Origin of the sequence: Streptomyces sp. MUM 2J, from assembly GCF_022414535.1 — a bacterium.
GTDB lineage: Bacteria > Actinomycetota > Actinomycetes > Streptomycetales > Streptomycetaceae > Streptomyces.
Genome location: NZ_JADWYM010000022.1, coordinates 64,435 through 84,138, shown reverse-complemented (window position 1 = coordinate 84,138; position 19,704 = coordinate 64,435). Strand labels below are relative to the sequence as shown.

General features: G+C 72.5%; 19 protein-coding genes and 1 pseudogene. 13 read left to right on the top strand and 7 right to left on the bottom strand.

The genetic code is table 11. The features are described from left to right. Nucleotides 1–2: 2 nt before the first annotated feature. From I3F54_RS18975 to fabF, 4 genes are all read left to right on the top strand, one after another. Complete coding sequence (locus I3F54_RS18975) at nt 3–914, top strand: ACP S-malonyltransferase (protein ID WP_240120008.1); 912 nt, start codon at nt 3–5, stop codon at nt 912–914. 24 nt (nt 915–938) lie between these two features. Beyond that, the gene (locus I3F54_RS18970) at nt 939–1,940 is read left to right on the top strand and encodes a ketoacyl-ACP synthase III (protein ID WP_240120007.1); all 1,002 of its coding nucleotides are present in this window, start codon (nt 939–941) and stop codon (nt 1,938–1,940) included. A gap of 102 nt (nt 1,941–2,042) precedes the next feature. Beyond that, nucleotides 2,043–2,291, top strand: a complete 249-nt coding sequence (locus I3F54_RS18965; protein WP_004931691.1) for an acyl carrier protein — start codon at nt 2,043–2,045, stop codon at nt 2,289–2,291. A gap of 85 nt (nt 2,292–2,376) precedes the next feature. Continuing rightward, nucleotides 2,377–3,642 carry a beta-ketoacyl-ACP synthase II gene (fabF, locus tag I3F54_RS18960; protein WP_240120006.1) on the top strand — a complete coding sequence of 422 codons (1,266 nt, stop codon included), beginning with the start codon at nt 2,377–2,379 and terminating at the stop codon, nt 3,640–3,642. A gap of 266 nt (nt 3,643–3,908) precedes the next feature. Here the strand turns inward: fabF and I3F54_RS18955 are convergent, their stop codons facing one another. Further along, a complete protein-coding gene (locus I3F54_RS18955) occupies nt 3,909–4,403 on the bottom strand; it encodes a DUF3145 domain-containing protein (protein ID WP_240120005.1) in 495 nt (164 codons plus the stop codon). A gap of 258 nt (nt 4,404–4,661) precedes the next feature. Between I3F54_RS18955 and I3F54_RS18950 the strand changes: the two genes are divergently transcribed. The 3 genes from I3F54_RS18950 (at nt 4,662) to I3F54_RS18940 (ending at nt 7,274) form a co-directional block, all read left to right on the top strand. After that, on the top strand, nt 4,662–5,561 hold the full coding sequence (locus tag I3F54_RS18950; protein ID WP_240120004.1) for an SGNH/GDSL hydrolase family protein: 900 nt from the start codon (nt 4,662–4,664) through the stop codon (nt 5,559–5,561). Between the two features lie 10 nt (nt 5,562–5,571). Then, complete coding sequence (locus I3F54_RS18945; protein WP_240120003.1) at nt 5,572–6,546, top strand: aldose epimerase family protein; 975 nt, start codon at nt 5,572–5,574, stop codon at nt 6,544–6,546. A gap of 89 nt (nt 6,547–6,635) precedes the next feature. Further along, a complete protein-coding gene (locus tag I3F54_RS18940; protein ID WP_240120002.1) occupies nt 6,636–7,274 on the top strand; it encodes a hypothetical protein in 639 nt (212 codons plus the stop codon). Nucleotides 7,275–7,304: 30 nt separating this feature from the next. Here the strand turns inward: I3F54_RS18940 and I3F54_RS18935 are convergent. Beyond that, nucleotides 7,305–7,505 (bottom strand): annotated as a pseudogene (locus I3F54_RS18935) (IS630 family transposase); the annotation flags it as partial. Nucleotides 7,506–7,638: 133 nt separating this feature from the next. After that, entirely contained in the window at nt 7,639–10,080 is a 2,442-nt protein-coding gene (locus I3F54_RS18930; RefSeq protein WP_240120001.1) for a glycoside hydrolase family 3 C-terminal domain-containing protein, read from the bottom strand. 103 nt (nt 10,081–10,183) lie between these two features. Here I3F54_RS18930 and I3F54_RS18925 point away from each other — a divergent pair, with 103 nt between their 5' ends. Continuing rightward, nucleotides 10,184–10,822 carry a TetR/AcrR family transcriptional regulator gene (locus I3F54_RS18925; protein ID WP_240120046.1) on the top strand — a complete coding sequence of 213 codons (639 nt, stop codon included), beginning with the start codon at nt 10,184–10,186 and terminating at the stop codon, nt 10,820–10,822. Between the two features lie 21 nt (nt 10,823–10,843). Here the strand turns inward: I3F54_RS18925 and I3F54_RS18920 are convergent, their stop codons facing one another. Further along, entirely contained in the window at nt 10,844–11,182 is a 339-nt protein-coding gene (locus tag I3F54_RS18920; RefSeq protein ID WP_240120000.1) for a DUF2568 domain-containing protein, read from the bottom strand. 58 nt (nt 11,183–11,240) lie between these two features. Continuing rightward, nucleotides 11,241–12,062: an EI24 domain-containing protein gene (locus I3F54_RS18915; protein ID WP_240119999.1), complete on the bottom strand. Its 822-nt coding sequence runs from the start codon at nt 12,060–12,062 to the stop codon at nt 11,241–11,243. A gap of 577 nt (nt 12,063–12,639) precedes the next feature. Here I3F54_RS18915 and I3F54_RS18910 point away from each other — a divergent pair. Next, entirely contained in the window at nt 12,640–13,785 is a 1,146-nt protein-coding gene (locus I3F54_RS18910) for a serine hydrolase domain-containing protein (RefSeq protein WP_240119998.1), read from the top strand. Between the two features lie 61 nt (nt 13,786–13,846). Here the strand turns inward: I3F54_RS18910 and I3F54_RS18905 are convergent, their stop codons facing one another. Beyond that, complete coding sequence (locus I3F54_RS18905; protein ID WP_240119997.1) at nt 13,847–14,266, bottom strand: organic hydroperoxide resistance protein; 420 nt, start codon at nt 14,264–14,266, stop codon at nt 13,847–13,849. A gap of 284 nt (nt 14,267–14,550) precedes the next feature. Beyond that, nucleotides 14,551–15,558 carry an NADP-dependent oxidoreductase gene (locus I3F54_RS18900; RefSeq protein WP_240119996.1) on the bottom strand — a complete coding sequence of 336 codons (1,008 nt, stop codon included), beginning with the start codon at nt 15,556–15,558 and terminating at the stop codon, nt 14,551–14,553. Between the two features lie 88 nt (nt 15,559–15,646). Here I3F54_RS18900 and I3F54_RS18895 point away from each other — a divergent pair, with 88 nt between their 5' ends. The 4 genes from I3F54_RS18895 (at nt 15,647) to I3F54_RS18880 (ending at nt 19,688) form a co-directional block, all read left to right on the top strand. Then, nucleotides 15,647–16,111 carry a MarR family winged helix-turn-helix transcriptional regulator gene (locus I3F54_RS18895; RefSeq protein WP_240119995.1) on the top strand — a complete coding sequence of 155 codons (465 nt, stop codon included), beginning with the start codon at nt 15,647–15,649 and terminating at the stop codon, nt 16,109–16,111. A gap of 233 nt (nt 16,112–16,344) precedes the next feature. After that, complete coding sequence (locus tag I3F54_RS18890) at nt 16,345–17,511, top strand: mandelate racemase/muconate lactonizing enzyme family protein (RefSeq protein WP_240119994.1); 1,167 nt, start codon at nt 16,345–16,347, stop codon at nt 17,509–17,511. Further along, nucleotides 17,508–18,512, top strand: a complete 1,005-nt coding sequence (locus I3F54_RS18885) for a zinc-binding dehydrogenase (protein WP_240119993.1) — start codon at nt 17,508–17,510, stop codon at nt 18,510–18,512. Before I3F54_RS18890 ends, I3F54_RS18885 begins: the two co-directional genes overlap by 4 nt. 207 nt (nt 18,513–18,719) lie before the next feature. Beyond that, nucleotides 18,720–19,688, top strand: a complete 969-nt coding sequence (locus tag I3F54_RS18880; RefSeq protein ID WP_240119992.1) for a hypothetical protein — start codon at nt 18,720–18,722, stop codon at nt 19,686–19,688. Nucleotides 19,689–19,704 lie beyond the last annotated feature (16 nt).

The window sequence follows — 19,704 nt, the reverse complement described above, 5'->3', positions numbered from 1 at the left end:
GAGTGCTCGTACTCGTCGCTCCCGGCCAGGGCGCTCAGACGCCTGGCTTCCTGACCCCCTGGCTCGATCTCCCCGGTGCCGCCGACCGCGTCGCCGCGTGGTCGGACGCCATCGGACTGGACCTCGCCCACTACGGCACGCAGGCCGACGCCGAGGAGATCCGCGACACCGCCGTCGCGCAGCCGCTGCTGGTCGCCGCCGGGCTCCTGTCGGCCGCGGCACTCGGTGACGTCGCCCCGGGCGCCGTCGCCGGACACAGCGTCGGCGAGATCACCGCCGCCGCCTTCGCGGGCGTCCTCGACGACGCCTCCGCGCTGACCCTCGTCCGCAAGCGGGGCCTGGCGATGGCCGAGGCCGCCGCGATCACCGCGACCGGCATGTCGGCGCTGCTCGGCGGTGACCCGGACACGACCATCCCGCACCTGGAGAAGCTGGGCCTGACCCCGGCGAACGTCAACGGCGCGGGCCAGATCGTCGCCGCGGGCACCCTGGAGCAGCTGGCCGCGCTGGAGGCGGACAAGCCAGAAGGCGTCCGCAGGGTGGTCGCGCTGAAGGTGGCCGGTGCCTTCCACACCCACCACATGGGGCCCGCGGTCGACAAGCTGGCGAAGGCGGCCGAGGAGTTCACGCCGGCCGACCCCGTCGTCACCTACGTCTCGAACAAGGACGGCCGGACCGTCGCCACGGGTGACGAGGTCGTCGCCCGCCTGGTCGGCCAGATCGCCAACCCGGTCCGCTGGGACCTGTGCATGGAGACCTTCCAGGAGCTCGGCGTCACCGCCCTGATCGAGGTGTGCCCGGGCGGCACCCTCACCGGGATCGCCAAGCGCGCCCTGCCCGGCGTCAAGACGCTGGCCCTGAAGACCCCCGACGACCTCGACGCGGCCCGCGAGCTCATCGCAGAGCACGCCTGAGAGCCCCAAGGAGCCGATTCGAACATGGCGAAGATCAAGGCCAGCAAGGGCACCCCGTACGCGCGCATCCTCGGCGTGGGCGGCTACCGCCCCACCCGGGTCGTGCCGAACGAGGTGATCCTGGAGAAGATCGACTCGTCCGACGAGTGGATCCGTTCGCGCTCCGGCATCCAGACCCGGCACTGGGCCGGCGAGGACGAGACCGTCGCCGCGATGTCGGTCGAGGCGTCCGGCAAGGCGATCGCGGACGCCGGGATCTCCGCCGAGCAGATCGGCGCCGTGATCGTCTCGACGGTGTCCCACTTCAAGCAGACCCCCGCGGTCGCCACCGAGATCGCCGACAAGCTGGGCACGGACAAGGCCCCGGCCTTCGACATCTCGGCCGGCTGCGCCGGCTTCGGCTACGGCATCACCCTCGCCAAGGGCATGATCGCCGAGGGATCGGCGGAGTACGTCCTGGTCATCGGCGTGGAGCGGCTGAGCGACCTCACCGACCTGGAGGACCGTGCGACGGCCTTCCTGTTCGGTGACGGCGCCGGCGCGGTCGTGATCGGCCCCTCCCCGGAGCCGGCGATCGGCCCGACGGTGTGGGGCTCCGAGGGCGACAAGTCGGAGACCATCAAGCAGACCGTGCCGTGGACGGACTACCGTGACGGCGCGATCGAGCGCTTCCCCGCGATCACGCAGGAGGGCCAGGCGGTCTTCCGCTGGGCCGTGTTCGAGATGGCGAAGGTCGCCCAGCAGGCGCTGGACGCGGCCGGGATCAGCGCAAGCGAGCTCGACGTCTTCATTCCGCACCAGGCCAACGAGCGGATCATCGACTCGATGGTGAAGACTCTCAAGCTGCCGGAGTCCGTCACGGTCGCCCGCGACGTACGCACCACCGGCAACACCTCGGCCGCCTCGATCCCGCTCGCGATGGAGCGGCTCCTGGCGACCGGCGAGGCGAAGAGCGGCGACACCGCACTCGTCATCGGATTCGGGGCGGGTCTCGTGTACGCCGCGACGGTCGTTACCCTCCCCTAGGCACCTCGTGCCGGATCATCCGGTCCGGTGCGGGCAACGCCCTCCCGCCGCCGCGGCGGCGGGCGCCACACCCTCTAGGAACACCAACGAAGGAGCGCCGACATGGCCGCCACTCAGGAAGAGATCGTCGCCGGTCTCGCCGAGATCGTGAACGAGATCGCCGGGATCCCGGTTGAGGACGTCCAGCTGGACAAGTCCTTCACCGACGACCTCGACGTCGACTCGCTGTCCATGGTCGAGGTCGTCGTCGCCGCCGAAGAGCGCTTCGACGTCAAGATCCCGGACGACGACGTCAAGAACCTCAAGACGGTCGGCGACGCGACCGACTACATCCTCAAGCACCAGGCCTGAGTCACTGCTCCGGCCGGGTAGCCCCGGCCCCGCCACCCGGCGGTGGCGCCGCTCGATCCTCTGATCCGTTGGAGAAAGATTTCCCGTGAGCCCGACCAATCGCACCGTGGTCGTCACCGGTATCGGCGCAACCACACCGCTGGGTGGCGACGCAGCCTCGACCTGGGAAGGCCTGGTCGCCGGTCGTTCCGGCGTCGGCCCCCTCGAACAGGAGTGGGCGGCCGAGCTGCCGGTCCGCATCGCCGCGCAGATCGCCGTCGAACCGGGTGAGATCATTCCTCGCCCGCAGGCCCGCAAGCTGGACCGCTCGGCGCAGTTCGCGCTGATCGCGGCTCAGGAGGCCTGGAAGGACGCCGGTTTCACCGGCAGGGCCGGCGATGACGCGCAGGTCGACCCGCACCGTCTCGGTGCGGTCGTCGCCTCCGGCATCGGCGGCGTGACCACCCTGCTGGACCAGTACGACATCCTGCGCGACAAGGGTGTCCGCCGGGTCTCCCCGCACACCGTGCCGATGCTGATGCCCAACTCCCCGGCGGCCAACGTCGGCATCGAGCTGGGTGCCCAGGCCGGCGTGCACACCCCCGTCTCGGCGTGCGCCTCCGGCGCCGAGGCCATCGGCTACGCGATCGAGATGATCCGCACCGGCCGTGCCGACGTCGTCGTCGCCGGCGGCACCGAGGCGGCGATCCACCCGCTGCCCATCGCCGCGTTCGGCAACATGATGGCGATGTCCAAGAGCAACGACGACCCACAGGGCGCCTCGCGCCCCTTCGACGTCGACCGCAACGGCTTCGTCCTCGGCGAGGGCGCCGGCGTGATCGTCCTGGAGTCGGAGGAGCACGCCCGGGCCCGCGGCGCCCGCATCTACGTGGAGGCCGTCGGCCAGGGCATCTCCGCCGACGCCCACCACATCACCCAGCCCGAGCCCTCGGGCACGGGCATCGCGGCGGCCCTGCAGAACCTGCTCGCCGCCACCGACCTGGACCCGGCCGAGGTCGCGCACGTCAACGCGCACGCCACGTCGACCCCGCAGGGCGACATCGGTGAGATCAAGGCGCTGCGGAAGGCCTTCGGCGACGATGTCGACCACATGGCGATCTCCGCGACCAAGTCGATGACCGGTCACCTGCTGGGCGGCGCCGGCGGCGTGGAGACGGTCGCCGCGGTGCTGGCCCTGTACCACCGGGTGGCTCCGCCGACCATCAACGTGGACAACCTCGACCCCGAGGTGAACGCGGACATCGTCCGTGGCGAGGCGCGGAAGCTGCCCGTCGAGGGCCGCATCGCCGCGCTCAACGACTCCTTCGGGTTCGGCGGCCACAACGTGGTGCTCGCGTTCCGGACGGTCTGACGCTCCGCAGCGTGCGCGAAGTCCCGGTCTCCGTGAGGAGGCCGGGACTTCGGCGTGTCGTGCACCGGCACTGCACGGCGTGTCGGGAGCCGGTGTCGTACGGCGTGTCGGGCCCGGGCGAAGGACGGGGCGTGGTGCGAGGGGTCCGTCAGAACGGGACGGGCTCAACGGCGCCTGCCCGGGCAGGCGGAATCGACGTACGCGCCAGCCTTGGGGTGCGGGTGGGGTGGTCGCGCGAGTGCCCCGCGCCCTCGCCCCCGGCGGGGTCACACCACCTGGTGCAACCAGCGCACGGGCGCGCCCTCCCCGGCGTACCGGAACGGCTCCAGTTCGTCGTCCCAGGGCTTGCCGAGCAGCTTGGAGATCTCGGCCTCCAGGTCGGTCTCCCCGCGCCGGCTGCGCAGCAGGGCCGCGCGCAGCCGGTCCTCCGGGATGAGGATGTCGCCGTGGATGCCGGTGACGGCGTGGAAGATGCCGAGGTCGGGGGTACAGCTGTAGCGCTCGCCCTCGGCCGTGGTGCACGGCTCGGCGGTGACCTCGAAGCGCAGCAGGTGCCAGCCGCGCAGCGCGGAGGCCAGCTTGGACGCCGTGCCGGCCTCGCCCTGCCAGGAGAACTCCGAACGCCAGGTGCCCGGCGCGGCGGGCTGCCGGATCCAGTCGAGGTTGACGCGCGTGCCGAGCACCCCGGCAACGGCCCACTCGACGTGCGGGCACAGCGCGCGCGGCGCGGAGTGCACGTACAGAACTCCACGTGTCGTCACCGGGACCTCCGGGCAGGCGGGTCGTCTTGCAGGGCGGGCACAGCGGCGGCGGCAGGGCTGCCACGTTGATGGCGAGGCTACCGTGCGGCGGCGCAAGGAGTGTGACGTACCGTCGGTCCCGGGGCCGGGAAACACCTGCCATTCACCCAGGGGGACGCTTGTACGGGTGTGAGCCGTTGCACGGCACCGGCCGGGAACGCCCGGTCGTTGTCATGCTGGGGGGAGCTCTGCCGTCGGGACCGAGGGGATCAGCCGGGGATGCGGAAGCGAATCCAGCGCGGGCGGGCCGTGGTGGCCGTCGTGGCGGCCGCCGTGCTGGCTGCCGCCGGCTGCGACGGGTCCGGTGGCGGATCTCCGGGCTCCTCCGGAGGGCAGAGGAGAGCGGCCACCCCGTCGCCGACGCCGTCCTGGAACCGCAGCCCGGACTCGGTCGCGGCCGTCGGCGACTCCATCACGCGCGGCTTCGACGCCTGCTCGGTGCTGTCGGACTGCCCGGAGGTGTCCTGGGCGACCGGCGCCGACGCGGCCGTCGACTCCCTCGCCGTGCGGCTGCTGGGTCCGGCGCGGGCGGCCACGCACAGCTGGAACTACGCGGTGACGGGCGCCCGGATGGCGGATCTGCCGGATCAGATGGCGCGGGCGGCGTCCCGGAAGCCGGAGTTGGTGACGGTGCTGGCGGGTGCCAACGACGCCTGCCGGCGGACGACGTCGCGGATGACGTCCGTGGCCGACTTCCGCAGCCAGTTCCAGGAGGCGCTGCGCACCCTGCGGGCCCGGGCGCCCCGGGCGCAGGTGTACGTCGCGAGCGTGCCGGACCTGAAACGGCTGTGGTCGCTGGGCCGTACCGACCCGCTGGGCAGGCAGGTGTGGAAGCTCGGTATCTGCCCGTCCATGCTGGGCGACGCGGACGCCCTGGACGCGGCGGCCGACCAGCGGCGCAACACGGTGCAGGAGCGGGTGGAGGCGTACAACGAGGTGCTGAAGAAGGTCTGCGCCGGGGACCGTCACTGCCGCTACGACGGCGGTGCCGTCCACGACTACCGGTTCGGCCCGGACCAGTTGAGCCACTGGGACTGGTTCCACCCCAGCAGGGAGGGGCAGGCCAGGCTGGCGGAGATCGCCTACCGCACCGTCAGCGCCGAGAAGCCCGTGACCTAGGGTTTTCCACATGAGCGAACTTTTCGGCGCACTTCCCGACGGAACGCCGGTGCACCGCTGGACGCTGGAGCGCGCGGGCGTCCGTGTGCGGGTCCTGTCGTACGGGGGGATCGTGCAGTCGGTGCGGGTCCCGGACCGCGAGGGGCGTGCCGGGGAGGTGGTGCTGGGGTTCCCCGGCCTCGACGGCTACCTGAACCGTCCCGAGCCGTACCTCGGTGCGCTGGTCGGCCGGTACGCCAACCGGATCGCGGGCGCCCGCTTCGCCCTGGACGGGCGGACGTACGCGCTCGCGCCCAACGAGGGCGCCCACTCGCTGCACGGCGGTGCGGGGGGCTTCGACAAGCGCGTGTGGGACGTCGAGCCGACCGGGCACGGGCTGCGCCTGACCCGGGTCTCCCCGCACGGCGAGGAGGGTTTCCCGGGCCGCCTGGAGGTCGCGGCGACGTACACCCTGGACGAGGCGGGTGCCCTGCACGTCGCGTACGAGGCGGTCACGGATGCGCCGACCGTGGTGAACCTGACGAACCACAGCTATTTCGACCTGGCCGGCTCCGGCCGCGCCGCCACCGGCCATGTGCTGCGCCTGGCGGCCTCCCGCTACACGCCGGTCGGCCCGGACCTGATCCCCACGGGGGAACTCGCGGACGTGTCCGGGACCCGCTTCGACTTCCGTACGGCCCGCCGCACGGACTCCGGCTACGACCACAACTTCGTACTGGACAAGGGTGTCACCGCCGCCCCCGTCGAGGTGGCCGAGCTGCACGACCCGCTCTCCGGGCGGGTGCTGACGGTGGCGACGACCGAGCCGGGTCTTCAGCTGTACACCGCAGATCACCTGGGTGAGCCGTTCGTGCCGGGGCAGGGCGTCGCGCTGGAGACTCAGCACTTCCCCGACTCCCCCAACCGGCCCGGTTTCCCGAGCACGGTGCTCCGGCCGGGCGGGACGTACCGGTCGGAGACGGTCTACGGGTTCGGCGTCCGCTAGTGCTCTGACCGCATAGGTTCACCGGGATGGGTGGCTGTGAGGTGGTGGGGGGCAGGCTCGTGCTAGGGACGTCCGCCTATGCTCAGCCTGTGCAACCACCCGATAGAAGCGCTCCGTTGACCATGGCGTTCCCGGCCGAGCTTGCATGCGAGGCCGAGGCAGTAGTGTCGGTCATGCCTGCTTCTCGCCTCCTGCCGACAGCGCCGTTCTCGGTCGTTGTAGAGGGCCAGCAGGTTTTGATCCCCGAGCGCCTCTACAACGACGAGCCGCCACCTGATGCGGTGGCGTCGCTTTCGTCGCGCCAACGGCAGCTTCTGCACTGCCTGTACTCAAGGCACTGCGACGGGGTGGTCAGGCAACGCCACCTGGAGAAGATCGTGGGTTCCACGGACCCATGGGCTGTCCCCTTCGTCGCGCAGTTGGTCGGCGAGTACGTCTTGGAGATCCTGGTCGTCATCTGCGATGAACTCCGTGATCTCGCCGCGCCCGGCACCTGCGGCCACCTCGCGTACGGGCAGTTCATCGTGGACAACCCGGCCTACTTCGCACGCATTCAACGACGGGTCGTGAGCTACTGGAGCTGCTACTACCGCGGCACCTACGCGAGTTTTCGGGGCTACCCGGGGCGCGCTCTTCTTGACCTCCTGCGGTCCGCTGCCTCCGACAGAGCCGGGCATCCCTGGCCCAACCTCGCTCCAGCCGCCACCAGGGTGAACGGCTACTGCTAGGCCCCGGCCGGGCAAGGTCGCCGGGGCCGGTCAAGCCGCATCGGCGAGGGGCCGCACTCCCCAGCGGATGCCCTTCTCACCGCGGATGCGGGCGCGCTCGCGGCGCTGGGCGGCCAGCACGTCGGGGTGTCGGGCGTTCGTGTTGCGCCATCGCAGGTGGGAGTGCAGAGCCCGCGTCTGGACGGTGTGGTTGCGGTGGTTGGAGTTGGCGATGGTGAACTGCCGCAGCGGCCGGATGCCGTTCGGGCCCCGCTCCGGCAGGCTCCGCTCACGCGACACGTCCCGCGGCGCGCCCGCACTCACGAGCCCCGGTCCGGAGGTCAGGTTCCGGACCGGGGCTGCCCGAGGGGGAACCCGTCCCGGATCAGACGTTAACGTCCGCGGTGAGCCTGCGGTCGGCGATCGAGCGCCCCACCTGGATCTCGTACGAACCCTTCACAAACGTCCAGGCGTTGGCCGTCTCGTCCCAGATCTCGAAGGCACGGCGCGGGAGTTCGACGACGGCCTCGGCCCTCTCGCCCGGCCCGGCCCCGACGCTCGCGAACCCGGCCAGCCAGCGCGCCGGGCGGGCGTCGTCGGGCGCGGCGGGCGCGAGGTACACCTGCACGACCTCGCGTCCGGTGCGCGGGCCGGAGTTACGCAGACGGACCCTCGCCGTGGTGCCCTGCACCTCGACGGACTCGTAGGCCCAGTCGGTGTAGCCGAGCCCGTGGCCGAAGGGGTAGGACGGGGTGCGGCCCTGCCGTTCCCAGGCGCGGTAGCCGATGAAGACGCCTTCGTCGTAGCGGAGCCGGCCGTCCGCCGGGGCGACCTGGGTGACGGGGGCGTCGGCCAGTGGGCCCCAGGTGGTGGGGAGCCGGCCGCCCGGCTCGCAGGCACCGGTCAGGACGTCGGCGAGTGCCGCGCCGGCCTCCTGGCCGGGGAACCAGCTGAGCAGCACGGCGGCCGCCTCGTCCCGCCAGGACAGTTCGACCGGGGAGCCGGAGTTGACGACCACGACGGTACGGGGGTTGGCGGCGGCGACCGCGCGCACCAGGTCGTCCTGGCGGCCGGGCAGGCGCAGGTCGGTGCGGTCGAAGCCCTCGGACTCGACGCGCTCGGTGGTGGCGACCACGACGACGGCGGTGTCGGCGGCGCGGGCGGCCTCGACCGCCTCAGCGATCAACTCGTCCGCGTCGCGCTGCGGTTCCTGGTGGGCGAGGGCGAAGGCGACGACCTCCATGGGGACCTCCGCGGGGAGGTCGTGGACATGGGTGAGGGAGACCTCGACCGGTTCGCCGGCGATCAGTTCCACCCGGGCACGGGCGACCGGGGCGCCGAAGAACGCCTCGAAGGGGTCGCCGTCACCGGCGGGGTGCTGGACGCCGTCGTAGTGCGCCGTACCGGCGACGGTGAGGGTGAAGGCTCCGGCGCCTTTGATGCCGAAGGTGTGCAGGCCGGTCTCGCGGGGTGTGAAGGTGCCGGTCAGCTCGACGGTGTGGAGGGCGGCGCCGGTGACGCCCTCGGGCAGGTCGGCGCCCGTCCACTGGATCTGCCCGCTCGGGGCGGAGCGACTGCCGATGGCGTCGCCGCGCGCGTCCCGGCACACCGCGCGCAGTTCGAAGCCGAACCGGGCGACGGCGAGTTCGGTGGCCGGGTCGGCGCCGACCCGGTAGCCGAGGCTGCCCTCGGGCAGGGCAGCGGTGAGACCGTCGAGCGGGGAGACGACACGGGACGGGAAGACCGTGGCGGAGCCGCCGCCCAGGACGCGGGCGTCGCGGGCGGCGGCTCCGATCAGCGCGACCGTGCCGGGCCTGAGCGGGAGGGCGCCGCGTTCGTTGCGCAGCAGGACGAAGGAGCGGCGGGCGATCTCGCGGGCGAGTGCGGGGCCGTCGACGGGCTCGGGCGGCTCGGCGACGGCGGGTGCGGCGCCTTCCAGGGCGCCGACGCGGGCGGCGAGCCGCAGGACGTTCCGCACGGCCCCGTCGACGGTGCCCTCCTGGACGCGTCCGTCCCGGACGGCCCGGGCGAGCGCCTCGCCGTAGACGGTCCGCGGCCCCGGCATGGCGATGTCGAGGCCGCCCTCGACGGCGCCGACGGTGGAGCGGGCGGCCGTCCAGTCCGACACGTTGCACCCGTCGAAGCCCCATTCGCCGCGCAGCACCTCGTTCACCAGATGGTGGTGCTCGGTCATGGTCGTGCCGTTGACGGTGTTGTAGGCGGTCATGACGCCCCATGGGCGGGCCTGCTCGACGATGGCCTCGAAGGGGGCCAGGTAGAGCTCGCGCAGGGCTCGTTCGCCCACCCGGTTGTCGACCGTGAAGCGGTCGGTCTCGGCGTCGTTGGCGACGAAGTGCTTGACGGTGGTGCCGATACCGCCGGACTGCACGCCCCGCACGTAGCCGGCGCCGATGACGCCGGTCAGGTACGGGTCCTCGCTGTAGGCCTCGAAGTGACGGCCGCCGAGCGGGGAGCGGTGGAGGTTGACGGTGGGGGCGAGGAGCACGTGCACGCCCTTGCGCCGGGCCTCCTGGGCGAGCAGGACGCCGGTGCGGTGGGCGAGCGCGGGGTCCCAGGTGGCGGCGAGCGCGGTCGGGGACGGCAGGGCGATGGACGGGTCGTCGGCGGACCAGCGCACACCCCGGACGCCGATCGGGCCGTCGGACATCACGAGGGACCGCAGACCGATCTCCGGGAGGGCGGGCAGGGACCAGACGTCCTGGCCGGCCAGGAGCCGGGTCTTGGTGTCCAGGTCGAGCTTGCCCAGGGCGGATGCGACGGCTGCCTCGCGGGCTTCGTCGGCGGGGGTGGGCCGGGTCTCCGGCATGGCAGTGCCTCCTCGGTGACGTCCGTGCGGTTTCCCCATCGTGCACCCACCGCCTGTAACCCGGTAGGTTTCGTTATGTGCCCGTTATATGACAAGCGGTCGTATGGCGTACGGTGACGCCATGAACGCACGGGTCAGGAGCGAGGAACGGCGAGCGGAGATCGTCCGGGCCGCCCTGGAGGTGATCGCCGAGCGCGGCTACCGGGGCGCGAGCCTGGCCGCGGTGGCCGAACGGGTGGGACTGACCCAGCAGGGACTGCTGCACCACTTCCCCACCAAGGAGGCACTGCTCGTCGCCGTCCTGAAGGAGCGGGACCGGTGGGACGCGGTGCCGGACAGCCGGTGGCGGGTCGACCTGCTCGCCTCCCTCGTCGAGTACAACGCGATGCGGCCCGCCATCATCCGGACGTTCTCGGCGCTGCTCGGCGAGAGCGTCACGGAGGGGCATCCGGCACGCGGGTACTTCACCGAGCGCTACCGCAGGGTGCGGGACACCATGACGGGCGTCCTGCGCTCCGCGTACGGAGACCGGCTGCCCAGCGGGCTGTCCCCCGAACGCACCGCCCCGCTGCTGGTGGCGGTGATGGACGGGCTCCAGTACCAGTGGCTGCTGGACCCGGAGTCGGTGGACATGCCGGCGGCGTTCCGGGACTTCCTGCGGCTGCTGGGCGAGCCCGAGGAGCAGCCGCGCAGCCGGGCGGCCGAGCAGCCGCGCAGTGGATCGACGGAGCAGGCGGATTGACACGCCAGCGGTGGACGGGGGTCACTGCCCCCAGGCGACCGCCAGCGTCTTGCTCACGGCGCAGACGAGGGCGAAGGCGACCGCCCAGCCGACGGCCCCGGCGGCAACCAGCGCGACCGCGCCCGCCCCGAACCACAGCGTCTCGAAGCCGGCGCGGGCCGCTCCCCGCATCCGGTACGGCGCCCTGGGCGAGCCGCACGCCCCCCACAGCACGATCAGCGCGGCGGGGGCGGCGAGGCCGAGCAGCCAGGCGAGCCCGGCGGGGACGCCGAGGGTGACGCCCCAGTAGGCGGCGGCTGCGACGGCGCCGAGCTCGACGAGGAACAGGACCCCCAGATTGGCTGCTCTGGCTGCTTTCATGCGTCGCAGTATCACCCCGCCGGCATGGTCGGGGCCGGGGCGGGTGCCTCCGGGGGCGTCACCGGTGAGCGTGCTCGTCCCGGGGTGCGGGCGGGACGTCGTCCTCGGGGTCGTGGCGCCCGTCGCCGTCACGGACCTCCTCGCCCAGCAGCTCCCGTGCCAGCAGCGTCGCTCCGGCGACCGCGCCGGGCATCAGGAACACGGCGACGAAGGGGACGAGGAACGCCAGCGCGAGGGGCGTGCCGAAGCCCCACACCAGAAGCCTGCGGGAACGCAGCAGGGCGAGACGCTCGCGCAGCTGCACGCCGCGGCGCTGGAGGGCGACCGCGGTCAGTTCCTCGGTGAGGAAGAAGCCGGTGACGAAGAAGCCCAGCACCGGGACGGCGGTCTGCCCGACGAACGGCAGAAAGCCGAGGGCGAACAGCAGCACGCCCCACAGACCCGCGCGGACCACGATCCGCAGGCTGTCCCGGCCGGAGATCCACAGCTCGCGCCAGAGCGGCAGCTCCGACTCGGGTGCGGTGCCGTCCGGGGACACGTCGCGGTCGACGGTCACCGACAGGCTCTCGTAGAAGGGCTGCCCGACGAGCAGCGTGACCGCGGTGAAGGTGACGACCGCGAGGAGCAGGCCGAGCGCGAACAGCAGGGCCGTCAGGAGTCCGCGGAACAGACCGGGCCACGGGCTGGACCAGTCGTCCGCGAAGGGCGTCGCCCAGGTGACGAAGTCCTGCCCCCACAGGGCGAGGCAGACGAGTGCCGCGGCGTAGAGGACCAAGGTGATCAGGCCGGGGACGAGTCCGAACCCGAACTGCCTGCCGTGCCCGGCCACCCATCGCTGGCCCTTGAGGAGATGACCGAGCCCCGCCCCGAGATCACGCATGGGCGAACTCTACCGGCCGCCTGCGGGCAGGGCCGGGTCCCGGCCTGCCCCGGCCGGCGGCCCGTCCGGCCCGGCACCTCCCGCAGGAGCGCCGGTTCGGTCCCGGAGGGCCGACGCCCGTTTCGCGAGCACGGCGTGCAGGGGCGTCAGCGGGTGGCCGCGGCGACTGTCCGCGGGCGGTAGCTCCGTGCCGGAACGACCGTGCGGACCGGGGGTGTTGACTGCGATCCTGGTGACGTTCGCGGCGGTGCACGGAAGGTGGCCGGTGGTGTCGGTGGTGGTGCGTGCGTGCCATGCGCTGCACGTCGTCCCCGCGGGGAGCCGACCGGATCGTCGCCAGGAGCTCTCCTCGCCTCGCCCGCCCTGCGTGCCCGTGCCGTGCCCGTACGATGTCCTGGCCGTGCCGTGCGGTTCTCCCCTGCCGCACCCGCCCCCAGCATGCCCCTTGGGTGTCCGGGCCGTGCGCCATCCGGGGCATTGGCACGGGCATCGGTGACACCGGCACCCCCATGTTGCGGTTGAGTCGAACAGGTACATCTCGCCGTACCGATCTCGGAGAGCGGAGGAGGGAGAGCGGATGACGCAGGAGATCCACGGCACGGTGGCGGCCGGGTTCGAGGCGGCACGCGAGGAGTTCGCCGCGTTCGTCGCGCAGGAGCGGCCCGACTACGAGGGGCAGTTGTGCGCCTGTGTGCACGGGCGCAGGGTCGTCGACCTGTGGGCGGGCGCGGACGCCGGTTCCCTCTACGGCGTGTACTCCTCCACCAAGGGCGCGGCGCACCTCGTGGTCGCGTTGCTCGTGCAGGACGGCACGCTGGAGCTGGATCGCAAGGTGACCTACTACTGGCCGGAGTTCGGCAGCGAGGGCAAGGGCTCGCTGACGCTGCGGGACCTGCTCGCGCACCGGGCCGGACTGGTCGGGCTCGACGCGGGGTTCACCCGGGAGGAACTGGCCGACGACCGGGCCGTCGCCGAACGCCTCGCCGACCAGAAGCCGTTCTGGCGCCCGGGCACGGCCTTCGGCTACCACGCGCTGGTCATCGGCGCGCTGACCGGCGAGGTCGTGAGACGGGCGACGGGGCGAACGCTCCAGGACGTCTGGGAGGACCGGGTGCGGGCGCCGTACGCCCTGGACTTCCACCTGGGGCTGCCCGCGGCCGAGGAGCCCCGCTTCCGCTCCGTGCAACCGATGCGGCCGACGCCGGGGCAGCAGGCCGCACTGGACGCCCGCCCGGACGGGCCGCACACGCTGGCCTCGATCGCGTTCAACACGCATGTGCCGGACCCGGGGACGCTGGAGGGTCTCGCCAACTCCCGTGCCGTGCGCGCCAGGGGGCCGGCGTCGGCGGGCGGAGTGGCCTCGGCGCGCGGGCTGGCCGGGATGTACGCGGCGATGACGAGCGAGATGGACGGTCGGCCGCCGCTGCTGAAGCCGGACACGCTGGCCGAGTTCGGGCAGATCCACTCGACGGGGTACGACCTGGTGCAGCGGACTCACAAGTCGTTCGCGCTCGGCTTCCAGGCGACCGCGGACATGTGGTACCCGTTCCTGGGCGCGGGGGCCGTCGGCCACAGCGGCGCCGGCGGATCGCAGGCCTTCGCCGACCCCCGCAGCGGCCTCGCCTACGGCTACACGCGGCGCCGGCTGGCCTTTCCGGGCGGGGCGGCGCCGGAGAACGCCCGGCTGGTGCGGGCGGTGCACACGGCTGCCCTGCGCGTGTGAGGTGACGGAGGAGGGCCCCGCCCGGCGTCCGGGCGGGGCCCTCCTCCGCGGGCGCCGTCCGTCAGACCAGCACGACGGTGATGTTGCCGCGGGTGGCCTTGGAGTACGGGCAGACCTGGTGGGCCTTCTCCACCAGGGACCGCGCGGTGCCGGCGTCGACCCTCGGGATGTCCGCCGAGATCTCCACGATGATGCCGAAGCCGTCACCGTTCCTGCCGATGCCGACCTTCGCGGTCACGGTCGAACCGGAGACGTCCGCGCCCTCCTGGCGGGCCACGACGCCGAGGGCGCCCTGGAAGCAGGCGCTGTAGCCGGCGGCGAACAGCTGCTCCGGGTTGGTGCCCGCACCGCTGCCGCCCATCTCCTTCGGCGGGTTCACGACGACGTCGAGCTTGCCGTCGTCGGTGGCGACCCGGCCGTCGCGGCCGTTCTCGGCGACGGCGACGGCGGTGTACAGGACGTCGGACTGCTGAATCGGCATGGGATGGTCTTCCTCCTCGGTCCGCCGCGGCTCGCGCCCAGGCCGTCGGCGAATTTCGGAAAGAAGTTACCGCATGCCGGAATCGACGGGAAGGGTGTCCCGGAGGGTCGGGCTTCCCGGGCCGGCCCGGGAAGCCCCCAGGACGCGGAACGGGCGGCCCGAAGCCGCACCCCCTGAGCCGCCGAACCCCGCACCACCGGGGCGCGGGGACGACGGGGCCGGGGCCGAGGAGGTTCGGGGTCACCCGGACCGCGAGCCGCAGGGGCACCGGCCGCAGGGCCGCCTCAGAGCTTGACGACCATCTTCCCGATGTTGTCGCCGCGCAGCACGCCGAGGAACGCCTCCAGGGTGTTCTCGACGCCCTCGACGACCGTCTCGCGGTACTTGAGCGCACCCGAGGCGACCCACGGGCCGACCTCCTGGACGAACTGGGGCTGGAGGTCGTAGTGGTCACCGACCAGGAAGCCCTCGATGCGGCCGCGGGTCTGGATCAGTCGGGCCAGGTTCTTCGGGCCGGGCGCGGGCTCCGTGTTGTTGTAGACGGAGATCATGCCGCAGACCGCGATCCGGCCGTCCCGGTTGAGGGAGCCGATGGCAGCCTCCAGGTGGTCGCCGCCGACGTTGTCGAAGTAGACGTCGATGCCGTCGGGGGCGGCGGCGCGCAACTGCTCGGCGACCGGGCCGTTGCGGTAGTTGAAGGCGGCGTCGAAGCCGTACTCCTCGACCAGGAGCTTGACCTTCTCGTCGGAGCCCGCCGAGCCGATGACGCGGGAGGCGCCCTTGAGCCTGGCGATCTGCCCCACCTGACTGCCGACGGCACCCGCGGCGCCGGAGACGAACACGGCGTCGCCCTCCTTGAAGGAGGCGGTGCGCAGCAGGCCGGCGTAGGCGGTGAGACCGGTCATGCCGAGGACGCCGAGGTAGGCCGACAGCGGGACGTCACCCGAGCCGGCCGAGCCGACCCTGACCGCCTGGGCGGCGTCCACCGCGGCGTACTCCCGCCAGCCGAGGAAGTGCAGGACGTGGTCACCCACCTCGATCCCCTCGGCGCGGGACTCGACGACCTCGCCGACGGCGCCACCCTGCATGACCTTGCCGAGCTCGAAGGGGGCGACATAGGACTTCGCGGCGCTCATCCGGCCGCGCATGTACGGGTCGACGGAGAGGTACCTGTTGCGAACCAGGACCTGGCCCTCACCGGGCGTCGGCATCGGAGCTTCCACCAGGGCGAAGTCCCCTGCCTCGGGCCAGCCGACCGGGCGGGACAGGAGGTGCCATTCACGGTTGATCATGCCAGGAGCCTTCCATTTACTTCATTACCTGAAACAACCATGCGCCTGAATATTTCATGTTGTCAAGTAAACGGGTACCCTGGTGTCCATGGCCACACCGCACAAGACCCACCGCCCCGACGCAGTGACCCTGGAGGTCGTCGAGCTCATCGGCTCGGTCGTGGCCCGCTACCACGAGGAGTACGAGCAGGCCGCCGCCGAGCACTCCCTGACCGGCGCCCAGGCCAGGTTGCTCGGTCTGCTCACCCTGGAGCCGCTGCCGATGCGCAAGCTGGCCCAGAAGCTCAAGTGCGAGCCGTCCAACGTCACCGGCATCGTCGACCGGCTCGAATCCCGCGGCCTGGTGGAGCGCCGGCCCGATCCGGCCGACCGCCGCGTCAAGGTGGCGGTCGCCACGGACGAAGGCCGCCACCTGGCCCGCGCCCTGCGCGACTCCCTCGGCTTCGCCCGCGAACCGCTGGCGGCCCTGTCGGAGGAGGAGCGACTGTCCCTGCGCGATCTGCTGCGGCGGATGCTGGAATCGGGGTCCTCCTCCGGGGAGTCGCCCGCCTGACCCGTCACCACCCCGGCCGCACCGCCGAAGGAGCGGACCGGACATCGACGCACGGACCGCCCCCGGGCGCACCACCGCAGGAGGCGACCGCAGGTCTCCGCCGCAGGAACCGGTGGAAGCGTTCCGCGCCCCGCCCATTGACATGTCCTCTACACCCTCCTGCTGTCGCGCCAGCATTTCGAACGTGGGACGAAATTTCGAACAGGATCTGACGTTCACGAGGGGCGACAGCCGTGCGCATCACCGGAATCAGCACACACGTGGTCGGGACGCCCTGGCGCAACCTGACGTATGTCCAGGTGCACACCGACGAGGGGATCACAGGAGTCGGCGAGACCCGGATGCTGGGGCGCACCGGCGCCCTCCTCGGCTATCTCGGGGAGGCCGAGGCCAACCACGTCCTCGGCTCGGACCCGTTCGCCGTCGAGGACCTCGTGCGGCGCATGAAGTACGGGGACTACGGGCGGGCCGGCGAGATCGTCATGTCCGGCATCGCCGTCGTGGAGATGGCCTGCTGGGACATCAAGGGCAAGGCCCTCGGCGTGCCGGTCTGGCAGTTGCTCGGCGGGAAGGTGACCGACCGGGTCAAGGCCTACGCCAACGGCTGGTACACCACCGAGCGGACGCCCGAGGCCTACCACGCGGCGGCCCGCGGGGTGATGGAGCGCGGGTACCGGGCGCTGAAGATCGACCCGTTCGGCACCGGTCACTTCGAGCTGGACCACCGGCAGACCCTGGACGCCGTCTCCCTCGTCGAGGCCGTGCGCGACGCCGTCGGTCCGGACGCCGAGCTGATGCTGGAGATGCACGGACGGTTCTCGCCCTCGACGGCCGTCCGGCTCGCCGGGGAACTCGCGCCGTTCCGGCCCGCCTGGCTGGAGGAGCCGGTCCCGCCGGAGAACCTCAGGGCGCTGGAGAAGGTCGCCGCCAAGGTCGACGTGCCGGTGGCCACGGGCGAACGGATCCACGACCGGATCGAGTTCCGCGAGCTGTTCGACAGCCAGGCCGTCGACATCGTCCAGCCGGACGTCGGCCACATCGGCGGCATCTGGGAGACGCGCAAACTCGCCGCCACCGCCGAGACGCACTACATGCTGGTGGCGCCGCACAACGTCGGCGGGCCGGTACTCACCGCGGCCTCCCTCCAGGTCGGGTTCACCTCCCCCAACTTCAAGGTCCTGGAGCACTTCGACGACTTCGCCGACGCGGAGATCAAGAAGGTCGTCAAGGGGGCGTGGCAGGTGGACCCCGAGGACGGCTGCTTCGCGCTCACCGACGCGCCGGGCCTCGGTGTCGAGCTCGACGTCGACGCCGCCGCCGAGTTCCCGCAGCAGCGGGCCCGCTTCGACCTGTGGGCCGAGGGCTGGGAGAAGCGGCGGCCGAAGGCGCCCGGGCGATGAGCGGCGCCATCGTCGTCGAGGCGCCGGGCGTGCACCGGCTCGTCCCGCACGAGCCCCGAGAGCCGCAGCCCGGCGAGGCGCTGGTGCGCGTGCACGCCGTCGGCCTGTGCGGCAGCGACCGCGAGGTGTACCAGGGCAACCGGCCCGAGGGATACGTCCGTTACCCGCTCGTCCCCGGTCACGAGTGGTCGGGGACGGTCGAGGCCACCGGACCCGGGGTGCCGCGCTCGCTGGCCGGCAGGAAGGTCGTCGGCGAGGGCTTCCGCAACTGCCAGGTCTGCGACCGCTGCCAGGCCGGCGAGACGACCCTGTGCTCCGCCGGGTACGAGGAGACCGGGTTCACGCAGCCGGGCGCCATGGCCGCCACCCTCACCCTGCCGGCCCGGCTGCTGCACGTGCTGCCCGACGACGCCGACCTGAGCGCGGCGGCGCTGCTGGAGCCGGCCGCCTGCGTGGCCGCCGCCGCACTCCGGGCGAACGCCCGGCCAGGCGACCGGGTCGCGGTGGTGGGCACCGGGACGCTCGGCATGTTCGCCGTGCAGTTCCTGCGCGCCGTGTCCCCGGGCGAGCTGCTGGTCGTCGGCAGGCACGACGACCGTGCCGGGCTGTCCCGGCACTTCGGCGCCACCGCCTTCCTGACCCGGGACCGGCGGCTGCCGGACGACTTCGACATCGTGATCGAGACCGCCGGTTCCGCCGACGCCGCCCGGACCGCCGCCCGGCTGCTGCGGCGCGGGGGGCGGCTGGTGCTGACCGGGATCCCCTCGCCGGGCGCCGACGGGCTCGACCCGACCGACCTCGTCGTACGGCAACTGGAGGTGCACACCGTCTTCGGGGCTCCGCCCCGTGCCTGGGCGTACGCCGTGCGGGTGTTCGCCGCCGGGCTGCTGGATCCGCTGCCGTTGGTGACGCACGAACTGCCGCTCGCGGCGTTCTCCCGCGCCGTCGAGCTGGTGGGGTCCGGCGACCCGACGGTCGGGAAGGTACTCGTCCACCCGTAGGCGTACGCCGGTCCGTGGGCGACCCGACGGGCCTTTCCAACCGGCGTACCGCGCGCCCCGCGCACGGGCGCCGCCGGCCCTGCCCCACGGGACCCCGCCCCATCAGGACCCCACGCCGCCGCCGAGCCGGGCCTCGCGCGTCGGGTCCCGCCCCCGCACACCGAGATCTCCGAACGTCGTCCGATATACCGAACAGAAGGACCGCTCGTGATCACTCCCTCCACCACGGCCACCCGACGCCCCGGCGAGCAGGCGCTCACCGCGCTGGGCCTCGCCGCACCTCCGCCCGACCCCGCCGACGCCTCCGCGCACTCCTTCCCCGGAGGCGGCCGCTGGCGCACGGAGATCCCCTCGTGCGAGGGGCCCGAGGCGCTGACCGTGGTCCTGAAGGAGGCCGCACGGCTCGACGTGCCGATCCACCGGATCAGCCAGGGCAGCGGCGTGTGGATGCTGACCGACGCCGAGATCACCGAGATGGCCGAGACCGCCGCCGGGCACGACGTCGAACTCTGCCTCTTCACCGGACCGCGCGGCACCTGGGACATCGGCGGCTCCACCCGCACCGACTCGGGCGGGGCCGGAGCGCGCGCCCGCGGCCGCGACGCCGTCGCCGGATGCGTCGAGGACGCCGTACGCGCCACGGAACTGGGCGTCAGGTGCCTGCTCGTCGCCGACGAGGGAGTGCTGTGGACCCTGCACCGGGCGCGGGCGCGGGGGATCGTCCCGGCCGACACCACGCTGAAGGTCTCGGCGCTCATCGGGCCCGTGAACCCGGCGAGTTACGCGGTGTACGAGCACCTCGGCGCCGACTCCGTCAACGTGCCGAGCGACCTGACGCTCAATCACCTCACCGAGATCCGGAAGGCGTCGGGCGCCCCGATGGACATGTACATCGAGGCGCCGGACGACCTCGGCGGCTATGTACGGATGTACGAGGTCGCCGAACTGATCCGGCGCGGGGCGCCGCTGTACCTGAAGTTCGGCCTGTCGAAGGCACCCGGCCTCTACCCCTACGGCCACCACCTGCGGGACGTGGCGCTGGCCACCGCCCGGGAACGGGTGCGGCGCGGCCGGCTGGCACTGGACCTGCTGGCGCGGCACGGCGCAGACGGGGACATGGCACCCCTGGGCTCGCGGCTACCCGGAAGCCTTCGACGCTTTGAAACACGCTCATAAATTTTCGGACACACCA

Coding starts and splice junctions, on each gene's coding strand:
- I3F54_RS18970 (WP_240120007.1), top strand. CDS start 939: ATGGCGAAGATCAAGGCCAGCAAGGGCACCCCGTACGCGCGCATCCTC.
- I3F54_RS18965 (WP_004931691.1), top strand. CDS start 2,043: ATGGCCGCCACTCAGGAAGAGATCGTCGCCGGTCTCGCCGAGATCGTG.
- I3F54_RS18950 (WP_240120004.1), top strand. CDS start 4,662: ATGCGGAAGCGAATCCAGCGCGGGCGGGCCGTGGTGGCCGTCGTGGCG.
- I3F54_RS18945 (WP_240120003.1), top strand. CDS start 5,572: ATGAGCGAACTTTTCGGCGCACTTCCCGACGGAACGCCGGTGCACCGC.
- I3F54_RS18930 (WP_240120001.1), bottom strand. CDS start 10,080: ATGCCGGAGACCCGGCCCACCCCCGCCGACGAAGCCCGCGAGGCAGCC.
- I3F54_RS18925 (WP_240120046.1), top strand. CDS start 10,184: ATGGCGTACGGTGACGCCATGAACGCACGGGTCAGGAGCGAGGAACGG.
- I3F54_RS18920 (WP_240120000.1), bottom strand. CDS start 11,182: ATGAAAGCAGCCAGAGCAGCCAATCTGGGGGTCCTGTTCCTCGTCGAG.
- I3F54_RS18915 (WP_240119999.1), bottom strand. CDS start 12,062: ATGCGTGATCTCGGGGCGGGGCTCGGTCATCTCCTCAAGGGCCAGCGA.
- I3F54_RS18910 (WP_240119998.1), top strand. CDS start 12,640: ATGACGCAGGAGATCCACGGCACGGTGGCGGCCGGGTTCGAGGCGGCA.
- I3F54_RS18905 (WP_240119997.1), bottom strand. CDS start 14,266: ATGCCGATTCAGCAGTCCGACGTCCTGTACACCGCCGTCGCCGTCGCC.
- I3F54_RS18900 (WP_240119996.1), bottom strand. CDS start 15,558: ATGATCAACCGTGAATGGCACCTCCTGTCCCGCCCGGTCGGCTGGCCC.
- I3F54_RS18895 (WP_240119995.1), top strand. CDS start 15,647: ATGGCCACACCGCACAAGACCCACCGCCCCGACGCAGTGACCCTGGAG.
- I3F54_RS18885 (WP_240119993.1), top strand. CDS start 17,508: ATGAGCGGCGCCATCGTCGTCGAGGCGCCGGGCGTGCACCGGCTCGTC.